The following is a 20,176-nucleotide window of genomic DNA, read 5'->3' as shown; positions in this document are numbered from 1 at the left end:
CGTGACCGGTCACTCCTGAGCGCCGTGCAGCTCCAACCGCCAGTCCTGGCCCAGCAGGTCCGCTCCGAACGAGCGGTGCGGTTTCTCGGCGACGAGGACGAAACCGTGGCGCTGGTAGATGCGGCGGGCGGCGGAGAGCACGTCGTTGGTCCACAGGACCAGGTCCCGGTAGCCACCGTCCCGCGCGAAGTCGACGACGGCCTCGACCAGCCGGTCGCCGATGCGCAGCCCGCGCGCGTCGGGCTCGACGAGGAGGAGGCGCAGGCGGGCGGTCCCGGGCGCGTCGTCGCGGACGCACATCACGCAGCCCACCGGCCGGCCGTCCAGTTCGGCGATCCACACCCGCTCCAGGTGCGGATCGTGGTCCTCGGCGAAGTCCGCCACGATCCGGGCGACCAGGCCCTCGTAGTCGGCGTTCCAGCCGTACTCGGCGGCGTACAGCGCGGCGTTGCGCTGCACGATCCAGCCGAGGTCGCCGGGCCCGGGGTCGCGCAGGACGACGTCCTCGCGGCGGGGTGGGCGCCCGGAGGAGAGCAGCGTGCGCACGGTCAGCATCGCCTCGGCGAGCCGGGGGCGGTCGTCGGCCGGCACGGTCGCCAGCAGCGCCCCCACCGATTCCCGTGAGCGCTCGTCCAGCAGGGCCGCCGTCTCCCGGCCCTGTGCCGTGAGCGTGATGCGGCGCCGCCGCGGGTCCCGCGCCGAGGGCGTCCGCTCGATCAGGCCGTCCTGCTCGAACTTGTTCAGGATGCGGCTCAGGTAACCGGCGTCCAGGGACAGTTCGCCGCGGAGGTCGGCGGCGTCGGTGCGGGGGGAGTGGGCGAGCTCGTACAGCACACGGGACTCGGTGAGGGTGTAGGGGGCGTAGAGGTGGCGGCCGTAGTCGAGGGCCCCGATGACGTTCGTGTAGAAGCGGTTGAAGGAGCGGATGTCCTGGACGGTCATGATCACTCAACCCCGGATGGTCGGCGCCGGCTGTTCGGGTCTGCCTGTTCGGGTCCGGCTCAGCGGCCTTGGCTGCTCGGACCTGATAGTGGTTGCTCGGACCTGATAGTTGACTCAGTCAGAGGTATGTGTCGAGCCTACGGCTTCGGCCAAGCGCGGGCAACGGTCGGGTAACTCCCCGGCAACCCCGGTCATGACTTGGCCAACCCCTTTCCGCACGTTGGCCACGAGTTCATCGCACGCCTCTGCCAACCCTCGGTCGCCCCTAGGAGAGTGAAGCGGCGGGCCCGCCCCCGTGCGGGCCGTCGTTCGACTCCGGAGAGCTGACGAAGTCTCAAGAAGGGGCAAAAATGGCCGAGTTGACACGTCGTAGACTCCTGGGTTCGGCCGCGGGCGCGCTGGGTGGCGCCGCGGCACTCTCCCTCCTCCCGCCGAGCGTCCAGAAGGCCGTCGCGGCCGGGCCGCCGAAGCACGGCTCGCTCCGCGACATCGAGCACGTCGTCATGCTGATGCAGGAGAACCGGTCCTTCGACCACTACTTCGGCACCCTGTCCGGCGTCCGCGGCTTCGCCGACCCGCACGCGCTGAAGCTCGACACCGGACGGTCGGTGTTCTACCAGCCCGACGCCGTGAACCCGAAGGGGTATCTGCTCCCCTTCCACCTCGACACCCACACGTCCAGCGCCCAGGCGATCCCCTCCACGAGTCACGCGTGGGCGGTGCAGCACGACGCGTGGAACGGCGGGAAGATGGACCGCTGGCTGCCGGCGCACCGCAAGGCGGACGGGATCAACGGGCCGTACGTGATGGGCTACTACACCCGCGAGGACATCCCGTTCCAGTTCGCGCTGGCGGAGACCTTCACGATCTGCGACCACTACTTCTGCTCGGTGTTCGGGCCGACCTGGCCCAACCGGCTGTACTGGATGACCGGCACGATCGACCCCGGCGGCACACGGGGCGGCCCGGTCCTCGTGAACAAGGCCCCGACGCCGTACCGGTGGACGACGTACGCGGAGCGGCTGCAGGCGGCCGGGGTCAGCTGGAAGGTGTACCAGCAGGACGACGACTACGGCTGCAACATGCTGGAGCAGTTCGCGAGCTTCCGCGCGGCGGCGCCGGGGTCCGACCTGTACGAGCGTGGGGTACGCCCGCAGCCGGAGGGCACGTTCGAGGACGACGCGCGCAACGACCGCCTGCCCGCCGTCTCCTGGATCATGCCGACGAGCTTCCAGTCCGAGCACCCGGACTACCTGCCCGCCGCGGGAGCCGATTTCGTCGCGTCGAAGATCGAGGCGATCGCCTCCAACCCGAAGGTGTGGCGGAAGACCGCGTTCATCCTGAACTACGACGAGAACGACGGCCTGTTCGACCACGTACCGCCGCCGACGCCTCCGGCGGGTACGCCGGACGAGTTCGTCCAGGGACTGCCCATCGGAGGCGGCTTCCGAGTCCCCGCGATCATCGTCTCGCCCTGGACGGTGGGGGGTTGGGTGGCCTCGGAAGCCTTCGATCACACCTCGGCGCTGCAGTTCCTCGAGCGCTTCACGGGGGTCGAGGAGCCCAACGTCAGTGACTGGCGGCGGTCGACGTTCGGTGACTTCACGTCGGCGTTCCGCTTCTCGCACGGGCGTCCGCGTCCGCCGCGGCTGCCGGACGACACGGCGGAGCAGCTGGAGAAGGCGAAGGAGGAGGTCGCGACCCTTCCGAAGCCGACGCTTCCCGGTGCCGACCAGTCGTTCCCCCGTCAGGAGAAGGGGCACCGCCCGCACGTGTGATCGCGGGCCCCGGTGGGTGGGTCGGGGCCGTGCCGGTACGTCGAGCCCGTCGCCGCCGGATCAGACGTGGACCGGGCAAGCGACCCGCTGCTCGATCCGAACGTAAGCGACGCGCTTGCGACGCACCGCCACGCCCCCTCCCGCGCGCCCCCGGCTGCGGGTGAGTGGGCCTGGCCTGGGGGTGGGGGTGGGGGCAGGGGCGCAGCCCCGCCCCCACCCCCCAGGGGCGCGGGGAACTGCGCGACCAGCCCCCACCGGCCTGCAGCCGACACAACCCACCCGGGGGTCTGGGGGCGGAGCCCCCAGGTAGGGATGATGGGGGTCCCCCCTGCTCGAGCGAAGTCGAGAGCTTGAGGGAGGGTAGGGGCGGCGGGGGCGAGAACCCCACGTTCAGACCCGCGGCACCCCCGTGGACCCCCGCACCATCAACTCCCCCCGCACCGTCGCGATCCCACCCGGCGGCGGCTCCTCGCGCCCCATCGCGATACGCCCGGCCCGAGCCCCCGCCTCCGAGAGCGGCAACCGCACCGTCGTGAGCGCGGGGACGGCATCGATACTGAAGGGAAGGTCGTCGAAGCCGACGACGGACACGTCGTCGGGGATACGCAGGCCCGCCTCCCGCAGCGCGGCACACGCGCCGAGTGCGACGGTGTCGTTGGCGGCCACGACAGCCGTCAACGACGGGTCACGGCGCAGGAGTTCGAGGGTCGCCTCGTAGCCGGCGCGACGGTCGTAGCGTCCGTGCACCGTGCGGCGCGGATCGTCCTCGATGTCGTGCGCGGCGAGCGCGGCACGGTGCCCCTCGAGGCGGTGCCGGGTCGTCGTCCGCTCCTCCGGGCCCGCGATGTAGCCGAGCCTGCGGTGGCCGAGTCCGATCAGATGCTCGGTGAGCTGCTGTCCGCCGCCCCGGTTGTCGAAGGTGAGCGCGATCGCCTCGGGGGCGTCGGGCGCGGGCGGCCGTCCGCACAGGACCACCTGGGTCCCCGCGTCCCCGAGCTTGCGCAGCTTCGCCGCGACCGCCGCCGCGTGCGGCGCGTCCTCGACGGCACCACCCGTCAGGACGACCGCGGCGGCGCGCTGGCGCTGAAGGAGCGTGAGGTAGGTCAGCTCACGCTCCGGGGAGCCGCCGGTGTTGCACACGACCCCGAGCCGTTCGCCGCCCGCACGTCCACCGGGCCCGCCGATCTCCGACTGGATCGCGGCCGCCATGATTCCGAAGAAGGGGTCGGCGATGTCGTTCACCAGGATGCCGACCAGGTCGGAGGTGGCGGCGGCCAGCGAACTCGCGGGCCCGTTCAGTACGTAGTCCAGGTCGTCCACCGCGCGCAGCACCCGCTCGCGCGTGGACGCCGCGACGGGATAGTTCCCGTTCAGCACCCGGGACACGGTCGCGGGCGAGACCTGCGCACGCGCCGCCACGTCCGCCAGGGTCACGGTCATCTCGTCGTCCTCCGGTCACGCATCTCGTAGCACCTCATCGTGCTTCTCGTGCTCGCTGTGCTCTTTGGCCTGCCGTACCCGTCGTGCTCGTCGTACCTGTCGTGCTCGTATTGCGCGTATTGCTCGTAGTGCTCCATCCGACCGTGCCACGCCCCCTACGTCCAGCCGTCCGGACGGTCGAACATCTCGTCGTCCGTATGGTCTTGTCCAATCGGCTCGACAGAGGCTAACTTCTTCTTGTGTAGAAAGCGCTTGCTGTCACGTTCACCAGTGGGGCGTACGCGGCGCGGAACCCGCGTTGGAAGGGAATCACGTGACACGCAAGACGGTGCGAATCGCCATGAACGGCGTGACGGGGCGCATGGGCTACCGCCAGCACCTCGTCCGCTCGATTCTCGCCCTGCGCGACCAGGGCGGCCTCGACCTCGGCGACGGCACGGTGCTGTGGCCCGAGCCGGTCCTCCTCGGCCGCCGCGAGCACGCGCTGAAGGCGCTCGCCGAGCAGCACGGCCTGGAGCACTGGTCGACGGACGTGGACGAGGTCCTCGCCGACCCGACCGTGGAGATCTACTTCGACGCCCAGGTGACCTCCGCCCGGGAGGAGGCCATCAAGAAGGCCATCGCGGCGGGCAAGCACATCTACACCGAGAAGCCCACCGCCACCGGCCTCGACGGCGCCCTGGAGCTGGCCCGCCTCGCCCCCGAGAAGGGCATCAAGCACGGGGTCGTGCAGGACAAGCTCTTCCTCCCGGGGCTGCTGAAACTCAAGCGGCTCATCGACGGGGGCTTCTTCGGGCGGATCCTGTCCATCCGCGGGGAGTTCGGGTACTGGGTCTTCGAGGGCGACTGGCAGAGCGCCCAGCGGCCCTCCTGGAACTATCGCGCGGAGGACGGCGGCGGCATCGTCGTCGACATGTTCCCGCACTGGGAGTACGTGCTCCACGAGCTGTTCGGCCGGGTCACCTCCGTCCAGGCGCTCACCGCCACCCACATCCCGCAGCGCTGGGACGAGCAGGACAAGCCGTACGACGCCACGGCCGACGACGCCGCGTACGGCGTCTTCGAGCTGGAGGGCGGCTCCATCGCCCAGATCAACTCCTCCTGGGCGGTGCGCGTCAACCGTGACGAGCTGGTCGAGTTCCAGGTCGACGGGACGGAGGGGTCGGCCGTCGCCGGGCTGCGCAACTGCCGCGTCCAGCACCGCTCGGCGACCCCCAAGCCGGTCTGGAACCCCGACATCCCGGCCACCTACTCCTTCCGCGACCAGTGGCAGGAGATCCCCGACAACGCCGAGTTCGACAACGGCTTCAAGGCGCAGTGGGAGCTGTTCCTGCGGCATGTGTACGCCGACGCCCCCTACCACTGGGACCTCCTCGCCGGCGCCCGCGGCGTCCAGCTCGCCGAACTGGGGCTGAGGTCCTCGGCCGAGGGCCGTCGGCTCGACGTACCGGAGATCTCGCTGTGACCCTTCGACTGCCTGACACGAACGGCGCGTTGAGGGCCTATGAGCCGCGTGCCGTCCCGCTCGCCCTCACCACCGGCGCGCCCTTCACCTCCCGTACGGTCTTCTCGGCCGCGCATGTCGTCGCCGACCCGTTCGCGGACGTCTCGCCCGACTCGCCCGCCGCCGTCGACTGGGACGCCACCCTCGCCTTCCGCCGCCACCTGTGGTCCCACGGGCTCGGCGTCGCCGAGGCGATGGACACCGCGCAGCGCGGGATGGGCCTGGACTGGGCGGGCGCGGCCGAACTCGTCCGCCGGTCGGCGGCGGAGGCGAAGGCGGTCGGGGGCCGTATCGCGTGCGGTGTCGGCACCGATCAGCTCACCGGTCCGGCATCCCTGGAAGAGGTGCGGACGGCGTACGAGGAGCAGCTCGCCCTCGTCGAGGAGTCGGGGGCGCAGGCCATCCTCATGGCCTCCCGGGCGCTGGCGGCGACCGCGAAGGGGCCCGAGGACTACCTGGAGGTCTACGGGCATCTGCTCCGCCAGGCGGCCGAGCCCGTGATCCTGCACTGGCTCGGCCCCATGTTCGACCCCGCCCTGGAGGGCTACTGGGGATCGGGCGACCTGGACGCGGCCACGGACGTGTTCCTGGAGGTCATCGCCGCCCACCCGGACAAGGTCGACGGCATCAAGGTCTCCCTCCTCGACGCCCGGCGCGAGGTCGACCTGCGCCGCCGCCTGCCGCAGGGCGTCCGCTGCTACACGGGTGACGACTTCAACTACCCCGAACTGATCGCGGGCGACGAGCAGGGCTTCAGCCACGCCCTGCTCGGCATCTTCGATCCGCTGGGTCCGCTCGCGGCGCAGGCGGTGCGGGTGCTCGACACGGGCGACGTGAAGGGCTTTCGCGAACTCCTCGACCCCACTGTCGAACTCTCCCGCCACCTCTTCCAGCCCCCGACCCGGTTCTACAAGACGGGCGTGGTCCTGCTGGCGTGGCTGGCCGGGCACCAGGAACACTTCACCATGGTCGGCGGGCTGCAGTCGGCCCGCTCGCTGCCGCACTTCGCGCGGGCGTACGAGCTGGCGGACACCCTGGGCCTGTTCCCGAACCCGGAGCTCGCCGAGACCCGGATGAAGACCCTGCTGGCCCTGTACGGAGTGACCTCATGAGCAGTCTCGCCCGCTTCTCCATCAACCAGATGACGGTCAAGCAGCTGGCGATGCCCGAACTGGTCGAGTCCTGCCTCGAGCTGGGGATCCCAGGCGTCGGACTCTGGCGTGAACCCGTCCAGTCGTACGGCCTCGACGCCACCGCCAAACTCGTCCGCGACGCCGGTCTGGCCGTCACCACGCTCTGCCGTGGCGGCTTCTTCACGGCGATCGACCCGCAGGAGCGGGCCCGCGCCCTGAACGACAACCGTGCGGCCGTCGACGAGGCCGCGACCCTCGGCACCGACACCCTGGTCCTGGTCTCCGGGGGGCTGCCCGCCGGTTCGAAGGACCTGCACGGCGCCCGGGAGCGGATCGCCGACGCGCTGGGGGAGCTGGGCCCCTACGCCGCCGAGCGGGGCGTACGCCTGGCCATCGAGCCCCTCCACCCCATGTACGCCGCCGACCGCTGCGTCGTCTCCACCCTCGCCCAGGCCCTGGACCTCGCGGAACGCTTCCCCGCGGACCAGGTGGGCGTCACCGTCGACACGTACCACATCTGGTGGGACGACACCGCCCCCGCCCAGATCGCCCGCGCGGGCGCGGCGGGCCGCATCCACACCTTCCAACTCGCCGACTGGACCACCCCGCTGCCCGAGGGCGTCCTCAACGGCCGCGGCCAGATCGGCGACGGCTCGATCGACATGCGGGAGTGGCGCTCGTACGTCGAGGCGGCGGGCTACTCCGGTCCCATCGAGGTCGAACTGTTCAACGACGAGCTGTGGGCGCGAGACGGGCACGAGGTGCTGGCGGAGACGGCGGCGCGATTCGTGGAGCACGCGGGGTAGCCCGTCGGTGGTCGCTGTCACCTCTTGGTCACTTCTTGCGTGCCGCCCGCTTGCTGAGGACCGCCAGTACGACCGGGACGAGCATCTCGATGACACGGGTGACCGTAGCCGCCGGGATGCCTGTCTTCTTGGCGACGGCGTTCGCGACCGGCTTGCTCACCTTGGCCAGCACCCCGGCCATCAGACCGCCGGTGGCGAACCCGCCCAGGGTGGACACGCCCTGGAGCGGGGCCTCCTCCTCGGGCGCCGCCGCGGCCTCCTCCTGTACGGGGCCGGCGAGTGCCGAGACCGTGGCCCCGACCACCTCCTGGGCGCCCGCCGTGTCGGTCCCCAGCAGCCCCGCGATCTCTTGGAGCTTGTCGTCGCCCAGTTCACCGAGCACGTCGTCCTCGAAGGAGGAAGCGGATTCACTCATGCCGGAAAGCATCCCGAAAGAATCTCGGAAGGCCGTGCAACCCTTCCCCCACCGCGCGTGTCGTACTTGGCATCAGGACTTCTGGAGGGGGATCTGGGGGGATCGCGGGGGTTCTGATGTCGGAGGGGAAATCCGAGGGGCCTGGTCGACGGACCGGGCCCCTCGAAGCATGTCGGGCACCGGGCCGATCCTGTCGAGCACCGGGCTAGAAGAACACCCCGCACCGCAGCAGCACATTCGCGTACGGCCGTGCCTCTCCCGTGCGGACGATCAGCTTCGTGCCCGCCGACAGTGACTTCAGTTCCTCGTGGGAGACCGTCGACAGGGTGGGAAAACGGGCGTCCAGCAGGGCCGTCGCCTCCGGGTTCGCCCCGCGGACCTCGTGCGCGGCCGTGGCGCCCTCCACCACGAGTTCCCCCAGCAGCCCCTCGAGCACCTCGGCGAAGGACGGCACCCCGGCCCGGAAGGCCAGGTCCACGACGCGCGGACCGGCGGGGATGGGCATCCCGGCATCGCAGACGAGCACCCCGTCCCCGTGGCCCAGCTCGGCCAGCGCGCCCGCCAGGTGGCGATTGAGTATTCCGGCCTTCTTCATCGGGACTCACCTTGCACGGTCTCTCCGGCGGGCCTCTCCGACCCGCTTGTCCGGCCGGGGGTCCGGGGGTTGTCCCCCGGGATGGCACAGCACAGCGACGCGACCTCCTCGGCCGTCGGGAAGGACTCCTGCGCACCGGCACGGGTGACCGCCGCCGCACCGACGCGGGCGGCGTACGCGGCCGCCTCGGCGAGCGGCTCGTCGAGCCCGAGCCGCCACGCCAGCGCCGCCGTGAACGCGTCCCCCGCGCCCGTCGTGTCCACCGTCTCCACCTTCACCGACGGCACCCGCGCGGCGCCCTCGGCGGAGGCCACCAGCGCGCCCCGCGCGCCCAGCGTGATCACCACCGAGCGCGGGCCGAGGGCGAGCAGGGCGGACGCCCAGTCCTCCGGGGAGTCCCCGAGATCCGTGCCGACGATCACCCGCGCCTCGTGCTCGTTCACGATCAGCGGGTCGCAGGCCGCGAGCACCTCGGCGGGCAGCGCGCGCGGCGGCGACGGGTTCAGTACGAAACGGCTGCCGGGAGCGAGATTCCGTACGACCTCCACGACCGTCTCCAACGGGATCTCCAGCTGCGCCGAGACCACGTGGGAGGCCGTCAGGAGGTTTCCGGCGGACCGCACGTCCTCGGGTGTGAGGCGGCCGTTGGCACCGGGCGAGACCACGATGCTGTTGTCCCCGGAGGGATCCACCGTGATGAGCGCGACCCCGGTCGGCGCCCCGCCGACGAGCACGCCCGCCGTGTCGACCCCGGCCGCCCGCTGCGAGTCGAGCAGCAGCCGCCCGTGCGCGTCGTCGCCGACCCGGGCCAGCAGCGCCGTACGGGCTCCGAGGCGGCCGGCGGCGACCGCCTGGTTGGCGCCCTTGCCGCCCGGGTGGACGACGAGGTCGGAGCCGAGCACCGTCTCGCCGGCCGCGGGCCGCCGCTCGACGCCGATCACCAGGTCGGCGTTGGCCGAACCCACGACCAGCAGGTCGTAGTCGTACATGAGCTTTCTCCCTATGAAGGTGAGTCGAAGCAACAGGGCGAGCCGCCCGGCGGCGCGCGGAGGTCGTCCGCGTCGTGCTGTCCGGGCGGCCCGCTCAGGTCATCCGCCGAAGCCGGCCACATTCTCCTTCGTGACCACCTTCACCGGCACCATCACCGTCTTCTCGACCTTCTTGCCCTCGGCGGCGTTCAGCGCGTTCTCCACCGCGATCCGGCCGAGCTCCTTCGGCTGCTGGGCCACGGACGCGTACATCGTGCCGTCCTTGACCGCCTTCAGGCCGTCCGGTTCGCCGTCGAAGCCGATGACCGAGACCGATGTGCCGGCCTTGGAGCCGAGCGCCTTGACCGCGCCGAGCGCCATCTCGTCGTTCTCGGCGAAGACGCCCTGGATGTCGGGGTGCGCCTGAAGCAGGTTCGTCATCACGTCGAGGCCCTTGGTGCGGTCGAAGTCCGCGGGCTGCCGGGCGACGACCTCGATGCCCGGGTAGGCCTTCAGACCCTCGGCGAAGCCCGCGCCGCGCTCACGGCTCGCGGACGTCCCGGCCAGGCCCTGCAGGATCACGATCTTGCCCTTGCCGCCCAGCTTCTCGGCCATCGCCTTGGCGCCGAGCTTGCCGCCCGCGATGTTGTCGGAGGCGACCAGCGCGGCCGTGTCGGCCTTGTTCACGCCCCGGTCCACGCCGACGACGGGGATGCCGGCCTTGTTCGCGGAGCGGACCGCCGGGCCCGCCGCGTCCGAGTCCACCGGGTTGACGATGATCGAGCCGAGGCCCGAGCTGGTGAAGTTCTGCAACTGGTTGGCCTGCTGGGAGGCGTCGTTCTGCGCGTCCGTGACCGTCAGGTCCACGCCGAGCTTCTTCGCCTCCGCCTTCGCACCCGCCTCGATCTGCACGAAGAAGGGGTTGTTCAGGGTGGAGAGGGACAGGCCCACCTTCTTCGTCGCCGACGAGGAGGAGCCGTTGTGCAGGAAGGACATCGCACCGACGATCGCCGCCGCGACCACGGCCGCGATGATGTACGTCGCCGCCTGCTTGCCCCTGCCTCCCGGCGCACCCGTCCCGGCGGCCACCGGCGTCGCCCCGGCCTTGCGCCGCAGCGTGTCCAGCAGCACCGCCAGCGCGATCACGACCCCGATGACGACCTGCTGCCAGAAGGCGGAGACGGAGAGCAGGTTCAGACCGTTGCGGAGCACCGCGAGGATCAGGGCGCCGATCAGCGTGCCGGACGCCTTGCCGGTGCCGCCCGCCAGGGAGGCGCCGCCGATGACGACCGCGGCGATCGCGTCCAGCTCGTACCCCTGCGCGGCCTGCGGCTGCGCGGAGGAGAGCCGGGAGGCGAGCACGATGCCCGCGGCGGCCGCGAAGAGACCCGACAGGGCGTAGATCGCGAGTTTCTGCCTCTTCACCCGCAGACCCGAGAGGCGCGCGGCCTCCTCGTTGCCGCCGATCGCGTACATGGAGCGGCCGATGTAGGTACGGCCCAGGATCAGGGCGGTGATCAGACCCATGACGACCATCACCAGGACGGGGACCGGCAGCCAGCCGCCGAGGGTGTCACCGAGGTGCGAGACCGATTCGGGGAAGGCGATCGGCGAGCCCTGTGAGATCACCAGGGACAGACCGCGGCCCACCGACAGCATCGCGAGCGTCGCGATGAACGGCGGCAGCTTCCCGTAGGAGATCAGGACGCCGTTGACCAGGCCGCACGCCATGCCGGTCGCGACCGCGAGGATCACGGCTATCCAGACCGGGACGCCCTCCGATGTCGCCATCCAGGCGAGGACGGTGGCGGACAGCGCGGCGACCGAGCCGACCGACAGGTCGATGCCCGCCGAGACGATCACGAAGGTCACACCGAAGGCGAGGATGGCCGTCACGGCCGCCTGGACGCCGATGTTGAGCAGGTTGTCCGTCGTCAGGAAGTCGCCGGACAGCGCCGACATCGCGATGACGAGGGCGATGAGCGCGGTGAGCGCCCCGTTGTCGAGCAGAAGGCGGCGGACCGCCGAGGCGCCACTCGCGCCCGTAGTGCTCTTGAGCGTGTCAGTGGCCACGGGAGCCCTCCACAGCGGTAACAGAGTTGGTGGTCGGTGTGCTGACGGCGAGTGCCATCACGGAGTCCTGGGTCGCCTCGTCGGCGGACAGTTCGCCCGCGATCCGGCCCTGGGCCATCACCAGCACCCGGTCGCTCATGCCGAGCACCTCGGGCAGATCGCTGGAGATCATCAGGACGGCCGCGCCGGCGGCCGTCAGTTCGTTGACGAGCTGGTAGATCTCGACCTTGGCGCCGACGTCGATGCCACGGGTCGGCTCGTCGAGGATCAGCACCTTGGTGTCGGCCAGCAGCCACTTGCCGATGACGACCTTCTGCTGGTTGCCGCCGGAGAGCGTGCGCACCTGCTGGCCGAGACCGGCCATCCGGACGCCGAGCTGCTCGGCGATCCGCGCGGCGGCCGCCCGCTGGCCCTTGAGGTCGACGAGCCCGCCGTGGGTCGCCGCCCGCATGGTGACCAGGCCGAGGTTCTCCTCGACGGAGGCGTCCAGGAGCAGCCCCTGGCCCTTGCGGTCCTCGGGGATGAGCCCGATCCCGGCCGCCATCGCCGCGTTCACGTCGTGCCGCCGCAGCGCGGAACCGGCGACCTTGACGGCCCCCTTGTCGTAGGGATCGGCCCCGAAGACCGCTCGTACGACCTCCGTGCGCCCGGCCCCCACGAGCCCCGCGATCCCGACGACCTCACCGGCCCGCACCTCGAAACTCACGTCGTGGAAGACCCCGTCACGGGTCAGCCCCTCGACGGTCAGCAGGGTGGCCCCGGAGCCGTCGTCACCAGTGGCCCGCACGCGTGGATACTGCTGCTCGATCGACCGCCCCACCATGAGCCGTACGAGCTCGTCCTCGGTGGTGGAGGCCGGGACCTGCCCGACACTCTTGCCGTCCCGGATGACGGTGACCCGGTCCCCCAGAGCGGCGATCTCCTCCAGGTGGTGCGTGATGAAGACGATGCCGACACCGTCCTCGCGCAGCCGGCGCACGATGGAGAAGAGTTTTTCGACCTCTTCGGAGGTGAGCACCGCGGTCGGCTCGTCCATGATCAGCACGCGAGCGTTCAGGCTCAGCGCCTTCGCGATCTCGACCATCTGGAGACGTGCGATACCGAGTTCACGCACCCGCGCGCGCGGGGAGACGCTGACACCCACCCGCTCCAGCAGTTCGGCGGCCTCGGCCTCCATCGTCTTCCGGTCGATCAGCCCGTAGCGGCGCGGCTGCCGCCCCAGGAAGATGTTCTCGGCGACCGTCAGATCGGGAACGAGGTTGAACTCCTGGTAGATGGTCGCGATCCCGAGGCGCTCGGAGTCCTGCGCGCCGTGGATGCGCACCTCCTCGCCGTCGACGAGGACACGCCCGGAGTCGGGCTGGTAGGCGCCCGAGAGCATCTTGATGAGCGTGCTCTTGCCGGCACCGTTCTCGCCGAGCAGCACATGCACCTCGCCGCGGCGCAGATCGAAGTCGACGCTGTCGAGCGCGACCACGCCGGGAAAGGTCTTTCGGATGCCCTCTATGCGCAGCAACTCGTCCTGGTTGCTCACGACTTGCTCCTGTTCGTTACGGGGGAGTGCGGGGTGGGGGCCGGTTCGCCGCACGAGCGGCGGACGACGAGACGGGCGGCGAGGGTGACCGACTGCGGGGGTCGCCCCTCGATCCGGTCGACGAGCGCGCGTACGGCGGCCCGCCCCAGCTCGCCGGTCGGCTGGGCCACCGCGGTGATCGGCGGATCGGTGTGCACGAACCACGGGATGTCGTCGAACGCCGCGAGCGCGATGTCCTCGGGAACCCGCAGCCCGCGCGCGCGGACCGCGTCCAGCGCGCCGAGCGCCATCAGGTTGTCGGCGGCGAAGACGACCTCGGGCGGCTCGGGCAGGTCGAGGAAGCCCTCGGTGACCCGCCGTCCGCTCTCGGCCTGGAAGTCGCCCTGGCCTATGTAGGCGTCCGGGAGCGGCAGCCCGTGCTCGGCCATGGCCTCCCGGAAGGCCTCGACGCGCTCGCTGCCGGTGGTGGTCGCCGCGGGCCCCGCGATGATCGCGAGCCGGCGGTGTCCGAGCCCGTGCAGATGCGCCACGAGATCCCGGACCGCCGTCCGGCCGTCCGCCCGTACGACGGGTACGTCCACGCCCGGGATCCAGCGGTCCACGAAGACCATCGGCGTCCCCGCACGCGCGGCGTCCAGCATCCCGGGGGAGCCGCCGTCGGCGGGGGAGACCAGCAGTCCGTCGATCCGCCGGTCCAGCAGGGTCCGTACGTGGTGGTCCTGGAGGTCCGGCCGTTCGTCGGCGTTGCCGATGATCACGCTGTAGCCGAGGGCGCGGGCCTCCTCCTCGACGGAGCGGGCCAGCTCGGTGAAGTACGGGTTGAGTACGTCGCTGATGACCAGGCCGAGGGTGCGGGTCTGGTCGGTGCGCAGAGAGCGGGCGACGGCGTTCGGGCGGTAGCCCAGGGTCTGTACGGCGGCCAGCACGCGGGTGCGTGCGTCTTCGCTGACCGACGGATGATCGTTCAGGACGCGCGAGACCGTGGCGACGGATACGCCGGCCTCGGCGGCAACGTCCTTGATGCTCGCCATCGCCGCTCCACCTCCTCGTGGAATCGATTACACGGAGGATTGGAATCGATTACACGAGCATTAATCAAGACCTCAACCACATGCCGAGACTGGATCGTGATGAATCGCGCTCGGATGAGCGGGGTGAGGTGGGGGTGGGGGAGGGGGCGGAGCGGGGTGGGGCAGGGGGGTGGAGCAGGGGGTGGGGGAGGGGGTGGAGCACCCGCCCCTTGCGGATCGCAGGTGCTCCTGTGGGGCTACTTCAGCCAGTCGGTGTAGTGGGTGGGGGCGATGCGGGCGCCCGTCTTGGTGGTGAGGACGTCGCCCTGGGCCGCGGCGAACATGCCGGCGGTGTCGTCGACGGTCACCGAGCGTTCGTCGCCCTTGAAGTCGAGGGTGATCCGACCCAGTTCGTCCAGCGGATAGGTGTCGGGTCCGCCGACCTCGAGGGTGCCGCCCAGGGGCGATCCGGCCGCGACCTCGGCGACGGTCGCCGCGACGTCCGCCGCGGCGATCGGCTGGATGGGGGTGCGGGGCAGGCGGACGGTGTCGCCGTCGGCGGTCCAGGACATGACGGCGTCGACGAACTCCATGAACTGGGTGGCCCGGACGATGGAGTACGGGACGGGGCCGGCCTTGAGGATGTCTTCCTGGAGGGTCTTGGCGCGGTAGTAGTCGAGCTCCGGCACCTGGTCGGTGCCGACGATGGACAGGATGACGAAGTGTCCGACGCCCGCCCGCTGGGCCGCGGCCAGGAGGTGGTCCATCGAGGTCCGGAAGAACGCGGCGGAGGCGTCGTCGAAGGTGGGGGAGTTGGTCAGGTTGACGACCACGTCGGCGCCGGCCAGCGCCGCGTCCACGCCCTGACCGGTGAGGACGTCGACCCCGGTGGACAGCGAGTGCGGCACCGCCTCGTGTCCGGCCGCGTTCAGGTCCCGCACGACCTGTGACCCGATCAGTCCGGTCCCGCCGATGACTGCGAACTTCATGAGACGTCCTGCCCTTCAGTCGTTGACACTCGTCGATCATTGCCCGTTATGAATCTTATGTACCTTTAGGGCGCTGCTGTGTCGTACTGACTTCGGTGGAAGAACCGGTGCCGGACTCGTCCAGTCGGTCCAGGGCGAGGCGGGCGGCGCACTGGCCGGCGTCAGTGGCCGGCTGAACGGCGGCGAGGCGCAGGTCCGCCCGCCGCTGACTGCGGCTGTCCGCTGCTCACTGCCGCCGCTGTCCGCCACGGCGCCCCGGCTGTCAGTCGGCACAGGTACCGTCGGATCATGTCCAATCAGGCGGGGAACCGGCAGGTACAACTGGCGGTTGTCGAGGGCGTGCTCGAGCGGATCCCACATCACCAACGCAATGTGACCTGCGTCACTGGATTTTCGCGCCGTGAAGGGACCGCGTCAGGGTTCAGGCGGGGTCGCCGCTGTGTCCGAAGACGAGCGCGGCTTTTACTGTGTCGAGATGGTCGGGACATGAGAAGTAGGCCTTGCGCTTCCTGAACAGTCCCCGCGATGTGGACAGTCGGTGTGTGGCCCACGCCGGACCTTCATGGAACGAGGCTGTCTCAGGATCCACGTACTTGCAGCCCTTGACATCGCAGGCAGGCGGGTCGGTCTGGAACGGGTCGATCATGTGCCAGCCCATTTGCAGCACATCGCGTGTGGTGATACCGCCGATCTTCATCTGCTCGGAAGTCATGTAGTGGACCTCTTGGGTGACGACCGTGCGGCCGTGGATGAGCTCTTGGTCAGCAGGCATGGGCGGACCCTACTCACAGACGAACCTTCGCGGAACAGGATCAAGCCCCCGCTGTCGGTGGCGGGCGATAGCCTCCCAGAGACTGCGGATACAGGATGAGCAGGTGGGGTCGTGCCAGGTGGGGGAGTGGACGCCAAGCGGGGTAGCCGCGAAGGTGTTTGTGAGGTCACTGGTGTCCTGGAGCGGATCACGTACGCCAACGAGGAGAACGGGTACACGGTCGCGAGGGTGGACACCGGCCGCGGCGCCGGCGATCTGCTCACCGTCGTGGGCGCGCTCCTCGGCGCCCAGGTGGGCGAGTCGCTCCGGATGGAGGGCCGGTGGGGCTCCCACCCGCAGTACGGCAAGCAGTTCACGGTGGAGAACTACACGACCGTCCTGCCCGCCACCGTCCAGGGCATCCGCCGCTACCTCGGCTCCGGCCTGGTCAAGGGCATCGGCCCGATCTTCGCCGACCGCATCACCCAGCACTTCGGGCTGGACACGCTCCAGATCATCGAGGAGGAGCCGAAGCGCCTCATCGAGGTCCCCGGCCTCGGCCCCAAGCGCACCAAGAAGATCGCCGACGCCTGGGAGGAGCAGAAGGCGATCAAGGAGGTCATGCTCTTCCTCCAGACCGTCGAGGTGTCGACGTCGATCGCGGTGCGCATCTACAAGAAGTACGGCGACGCGTCGATCTCGGTCGTCAAGAACCAGCCCTACCGCCTGGCCGCCGACGTCTGGGGCATCGGCTTCCTCACCGCGGACAAGATCGCCCAGTCCGTCGGCATCCCGCACGACAGCCCCGAGCGCGTCAAGGCGGGCCTGCAGTACGCCCTGTCGCAGTCCGCCGACCAGGGCCACTGCTTCCTCCCCGAGGAGCAGCTGATCGCCGACGCGGTGAAGCTGCTCCAGGTGGACACGGGCCTGGTCATCGAATGCCTGGCGGAACTGGCGGAGCCGACCGAGGACGAGGACGAGCCCGGTGGCGTACGGGAGCCGGGCGTCGTACGCGAGAAGGTCCCCGGTCCCGACGGCGGCCCGGACACGGTCACGGCCGTCTATCTGGTCCCCTTCCACCGCGCCGAACTCTCCCTGTCGGCCCAGCTGTTGCGCCTCCTGCGCACCACCGAGGACCGGATGCCCGGTTTCCACGACGTGGCCTGGGACAAGGCACTGACCTGGCTGAAGGGGCGTACGGGCGTGGAGTTGGCGCCCGGGCAGGAGGAGGCCGTCCGGCTGGCGCTCACCAAGAAGGTCGCGGTGCTCACCGGGGGTCCCGGCTGCGGCAAGTCGTTCACGGTCCGCTCGATCGTGGAGCTGGCGCGCGCCAGGCGGGCGAAGGTGGTGCTCGCGGCGCCGACGGGCCGTGCCGCCAAGCGACTCGCCGAGCTGACCGGAGCGGACGCCTCCACCGTGCACCGGCTGCTGGAGCTCAAGCCGGGCGGGGACGCGGCGTACGACAAGGACCGGCCGCTGGACGCCGACCTCGTGGTCGTGGACGAGGCCTCCATGCTCGACCTCCTGCTCGCCAACAAGCTGGTCAAGGCGGTGCCGCCGGGCGCCCACCTGCTGTTCGTCGGGGACGTCGACCAACTCCCCAGCGTCGGCGCCGGCGAGGTTCTGCGCGACCTGCTCGTCGACCGCAGCCCCATCCCCTCCGTCCGTCTGACCCAGGTCTTCCGCCAGGCCCAGCAGTCCGGAGTGGTGACGAACGCGCACCGGATCAACTCCGGGCAGCACCCCGTCACCGACGGCATGAAGGACTTCTTCCTCTTCGTCGAGGACGAGACCGAGGAGGCGGGGCGGCTCACCGTGGATGTGGCGGCACGGCGGATTCCCGCCAAGTTCGGGCTCGACCCGCGCCGGGACATCCAGGTGCTGGCGCCCATGCACCGGGGCCCGGCGGGCGCGGGCACCCTCAACGGCCTGTTGCAGCAGGCGATCACGCCGGGCCGCCCCGACCTCCCCGAAAAGCGCTTCGGTGGCCGGGTCTTCCGGGTCGGCGACAAGGTGACCCAAATCCGCAACAACTACGAAAAAGGGGAGAACGGCGTCTTCAACGGCACCGTGGGCGTGGTCACCTCGCTCGACTCCGAGGAGCAGCGTCTGACGGTGCTGACGGACGAGGACGAGGAGGTCCCCTACGACTTCGACGAACTCGACGAGCTGGCCCACGCGTACGCGGTGACGATCCACCGCTCCCAGGGCAGTGAGTACCCCGCGGTGGTGATTCCGGTCACCACCGGCGCGTGGATGATGCTCCAGCGCAATCTGCTCTACACGGCGGTCACCCGGGCCAAGAAGCTCGTCGTCCTGGTCGGCTCCCGCAAGGCGATCGGCCAGGCGGTCCGCACGGTGTCGGCGGGTCGCCGCCACACCTCCCTCGACCACCGCCTCACCATGTGACGGCCCCGGGTGAACACCGGGTGCCCCGAGGCGGTCAGGGGCGCGGGGAACCGCGCGACCAGCCCCCACCGGCCCGCAGCCGAAAAGGACGCCCCACGGGGTCCGGGGCGGAGCCCCGGGGGATGGGAACGGGTAGGGGCGGCGGGGGCGAAGGACCCCGCGCGGCACCGATGAGCGGCCACTGAACGACCACGTCGCTCCACCCCCGCCCCAGGCGTCACAAAAAATGATCGATCAAATGAGTCGCAAAGGTCACACAGCACTTCCGGAACCGGGGCGAAGGGGGGCAGGATGAGCAGGTTGGCGGCACTGAGTGCCGCCAATAGGCCCAATGGTCGACCCCGAGTGCACTCTCCAGGGCCAAATGGGGGATGGTAGAGACAGTCAGGGCACCTCGAAGAAGAGGCACAACGTCGGTGAGGGATGACGTGAGCGACAACTCTGTAGTACTGCGGTACGGCGATGGCGAGTACACCTACCCGGTGATCGACAGCACCGTCGGCGACAAGGGCTTCGACATCGGGAAGCTCCGCGCCCAGACCGGGCTGGTGACGCTGGACAGCGGGTACGGCAACACCGCCGCGTATAAATCCGCGATCACCTACCTCGACGGTGAGCAGGGCATCCTCCGGTACCGCGGCTACCCGATCGAGCAGCTGGCCGAGCGCTCCACCTTCCTTGAGGTGGCCTCTCTGCTGATCAACGGTGAGCTGCCGAACGTGGACGAGCTCTCCACCTTCAAGAACGAGATCACGCAGCACACCCTGCTGCACGAGGACGTCAAGCGCTTCTTCCAGGGCTTCCCGCGCGACGCTCACCCGATGGCGATGCTGTCGTCGGTGGTCAGTGCCCTGTCGACGTTCTACCAGGACAGCCACAACCCGTTCGACGAGAAGCAGCGTCACCTTTCGACGATCCGCCTTCTCGCCAAGCTTCCGACGATCGCGGCGTACGCCTACAAGAAGTCGATCGGTCACCCCTTCGTCTACCCGCGCAACGACCTCGGGTACGTCGAGAACTTCCTGCGCATGACCTTCTCGGTCCCCGCCCAGGACTACGAGCTCGACCCGGTCGTCGTCGCCGCGCTCGACAAGCTGCTCATCCTGCACGCCGACCACGAGCAGAACTGTTCGACCTCCACCGTGCGTCTGGTGGGCTCGTCGCAGGCGAACATGTTCGCGTCGATCTCCGCGGGCATCAGCGCGCTGTGGGGCCCCCTGCACGGTGGCGCCAACCAGTCCGTGCTGGAGATGCTGGAGGGCATCCAGGCCTCCGGCGGTGACGTCGACTCCTTCATCCGCAAGGTGAAGAACAAGGAGGACGGCGTCCGTCTGATGGGCTTCGGCCACCGTGTCTACAAGAACTTCGACCCCCGGGCGAAGATCATCAAGGCGGCGGCCCACGATGTCCTCTCGGCGCTCGGCAAGTCCGACGAGCTGCTGGACATCGCGCTCAAGCTGGAGGAGCACGCGCTCTCCGACGACTACTTCGTCTCGCGCAGCCTCTACCCGAACGTGGACTTCTACACCGGTCTGATCTACCGCGCCATGGGCTTCCCGACCGAGATGTTCACGGTCCTGTTCGCCCTCGGCCGCCTCCCGGGCTGGATCGCCCAGTGGCACGAGATGATCAAGGAGCCCGGCTCCCGCATCGGCCGCCCGCGCCAGATCTACACGGGCGTCGTCGAGCGCGACTTCGTCCCGGTCGAGGCCCGCTAGGCCCAGGCCGCTCGCAAGAAAAACGGAAAGCGCCCTGCTACCGGTCCCCCCACGGGCCGGCAGTCAGGGCGCTTTCCTTGTCCCGGTGCGGATTCCCCCCACGGGATCCGG

Annotated in this window: 16 protein-coding genes; 6 read left to right on the top strand and 10 right to left on the bottom strand. The window is 70.1% G+C overall.

Going from position 1 to position 20,176, the window contains the following annotated elements; translation table 11 throughout:
- Positions 1-9: 9 nt before the first annotated feature.
- Entirely contained in the window at positions 10-942 is a 933-nt protein-coding gene (locus tag ACZ7M3_RS22130; RefSeq protein WP_355308869.1) for a bifunctional helix-turn-helix transcriptional regulator/GNAT family N-acetyltransferase, read from the bottom strand.
- A 350-nt stretch (positions 943-1,292) separates the two neighbouring features.
- On the opposite strand from ACZ7M3_RS22130, the gene ACZ7M3_RS22125 reads away from it, so the two are divergent.
- Positions 1,293-2,720 carry an alkaline phosphatase family protein gene (locus ACZ7M3_RS22125; RefSeq protein WP_472065376.1) on the top strand — a complete coding sequence of 476 codons (1,428 nt, stop codon included), beginning with the start codon at positions 1,293-1,295 and terminating at the stop codon, positions 2,718-2,720.
- 390 nt (positions 2,721-3,110) lie between these two features.
- On the opposite strand, the gene ACZ7M3_RS22120 is transcribed toward ACZ7M3_RS22125, so the two are convergent.
- A complete protein-coding gene (locus tag ACZ7M3_RS22120) occupies positions 3,111-4,160 on the bottom strand; it encodes a LacI family DNA-binding transcriptional regulator (RefSeq protein WP_099922543.1) in 1,050 nt (349 codons plus the stop codon).
- A 313-nt stretch (positions 4,161-4,473) separates the two neighbouring features.
- Here ACZ7M3_RS22120 and ACZ7M3_RS22115 point away from each other — a divergent pair, with 313 nt between their 5' ends.
- The 3 genes from ACZ7M3_RS22115 to ACZ7M3_RS22105 are packed head-to-tail and all read left to right on the top strand — an operon-like array spanning position 4,474 to position 7,603.
- Positions 4,474-5,625, top strand: a complete 1,152-nt coding sequence (locus ACZ7M3_RS22115; protein ID WP_472065374.1) for a Gfo/Idh/MocA family protein — start codon at positions 4,474-4,476, stop codon at positions 5,623-5,625.
- The gene (locus tag ACZ7M3_RS22110; RefSeq protein ID WP_472065373.1) at positions 5,622-6,776 is read left to right on the top strand and encodes a dihydrodipicolinate synthase family protein; all 1,155 of its coding nucleotides are present in this window, start codon (positions 5,622-5,624) and stop codon (positions 6,774-6,776) included. The genes ACZ7M3_RS22115 and ACZ7M3_RS22110 overlap by 4 nt, the downstream gene beginning before the upstream one ends.
- A complete protein-coding gene (locus ACZ7M3_RS22105; RefSeq protein WP_472065371.1) occupies positions 6,773-7,603 on the top strand; it encodes a sugar phosphate isomerase/epimerase family protein in 831 nt (276 codons plus the stop codon). Before ACZ7M3_RS22110 ends, ACZ7M3_RS22105 begins: the two co-directional genes overlap by 4 nt.
- Positions 7,604-7,631: 28 nt before the next feature.
- On the opposite strand, the gene ACZ7M3_RS22100 is transcribed toward ACZ7M3_RS22105, so the two are convergent.
- The 8 genes from ACZ7M3_RS22100 to ACZ7M3_RS22065 form a co-directional block, all read right to left on the bottom strand.
- Positions 7,632-8,018, bottom strand: a complete 387-nt coding sequence (locus ACZ7M3_RS22100; RefSeq protein WP_472065369.1) for a DUF937 domain-containing protein — start codon at positions 8,016-8,018, stop codon at positions 7,632-7,634.
- Between the two features lie 205 nt (positions 8,019-8,223).
- Positions 8,224-8,613, bottom strand: coding sequence for a D-ribose pyranase (rbsD, locus tag ACZ7M3_RS22095; protein ID WP_472065367.1), 390 nt, complete (start codon positions 8,611-8,613; stop codon positions 8,224-8,226).
- The gene (locus ACZ7M3_RS22090; protein WP_472065365.1) at positions 8,610-9,602 is read right to left on the bottom strand and encodes a ribokinase; all 993 of its coding nucleotides are present in this window, start codon (positions 9,600-9,602) and stop codon (positions 8,610-8,612) included. Before ACZ7M3_RS22090 ends, rbsD begins: the two co-directional genes overlap by 4 nt.
- Positions 9,603-9,701: 99 nt before the next feature.
- Positions 9,702-11,654, bottom strand: coding sequence for an ABC transporter permease/substrate-binding protein (locus tag ACZ7M3_RS22085; protein WP_095854542.1), 1,953 nt, complete (start codon positions 11,652-11,654; stop codon positions 9,702-9,704).
- Positions 11,644-13,188, bottom strand: coding sequence for a sugar ABC transporter ATP-binding protein (locus tag ACZ7M3_RS22080; protein WP_121416076.1), 1,545 nt, complete (start codon positions 13,186-13,188; stop codon positions 11,644-11,646). The genes ACZ7M3_RS22085 and ACZ7M3_RS22080 overlap by 11 nt, the downstream gene beginning before the upstream one ends.
- Entirely contained in the window at positions 13,185-14,219 is a 1,035-nt protein-coding gene (locus ACZ7M3_RS22075) for a LacI family DNA-binding transcriptional regulator (RefSeq protein WP_060901924.1), read from the bottom strand. Before ACZ7M3_RS22075 ends, ACZ7M3_RS22080 begins: the two co-directional genes overlap by 4 nt.
- Before the next feature lie 236 nt (positions 14,220-14,455).
- Complete coding sequence (locus ACZ7M3_RS22070) at positions 14,456-15,187, bottom strand: SDR family oxidoreductase (protein WP_472065362.1); 732 nt, start codon at positions 15,185-15,187, stop codon at positions 14,456-14,458.
- Between the two features lie 421 nt (positions 15,188-15,608).
- Positions 15,609-15,959: a hypothetical protein gene (locus ACZ7M3_RS22065; protein ID WP_472065360.1), complete on the bottom strand. Its 351-nt coding sequence runs from the start codon at positions 15,957-15,959 to the stop codon at positions 15,609-15,611.
- Between the two features lie 111 nt (positions 15,960-16,070).
- Here ACZ7M3_RS22065 and recD2 point away from each other — a divergent pair, with 111 nt between their 5' ends.
- Together recD2 and ACZ7M3_RS22055 are read left to right on the top strand one after the other, a co-directional pair.
- On the top strand, positions 16,071-18,347 hold the full coding sequence (gene recD2, locus ACZ7M3_RS22060) for an SF1B family DNA helicase RecD2 (protein WP_472065358.1): 2,277 nt from the start codon (positions 16,071-16,073) through the stop codon (positions 18,345-18,347).
- A gap of 428 nt (positions 18,348-18,775) precedes the next feature.
- Positions 18,776-20,065, top strand: coding sequence for a citrate synthase (locus ACZ7M3_RS22055; RefSeq protein ID WP_054231840.1), 1,290 nt, complete (start codon positions 18,776-18,778; stop codon positions 20,063-20,065).
- Positions 20,066-20,176: the final 111 nt, after the last annotated feature.

This window comes from Streptomyces sp. NPDC111656, from assembly GCF_055656965.1.
This window is presented reverse-complemented; position numbering and strand designations above follow the sequence as displayed.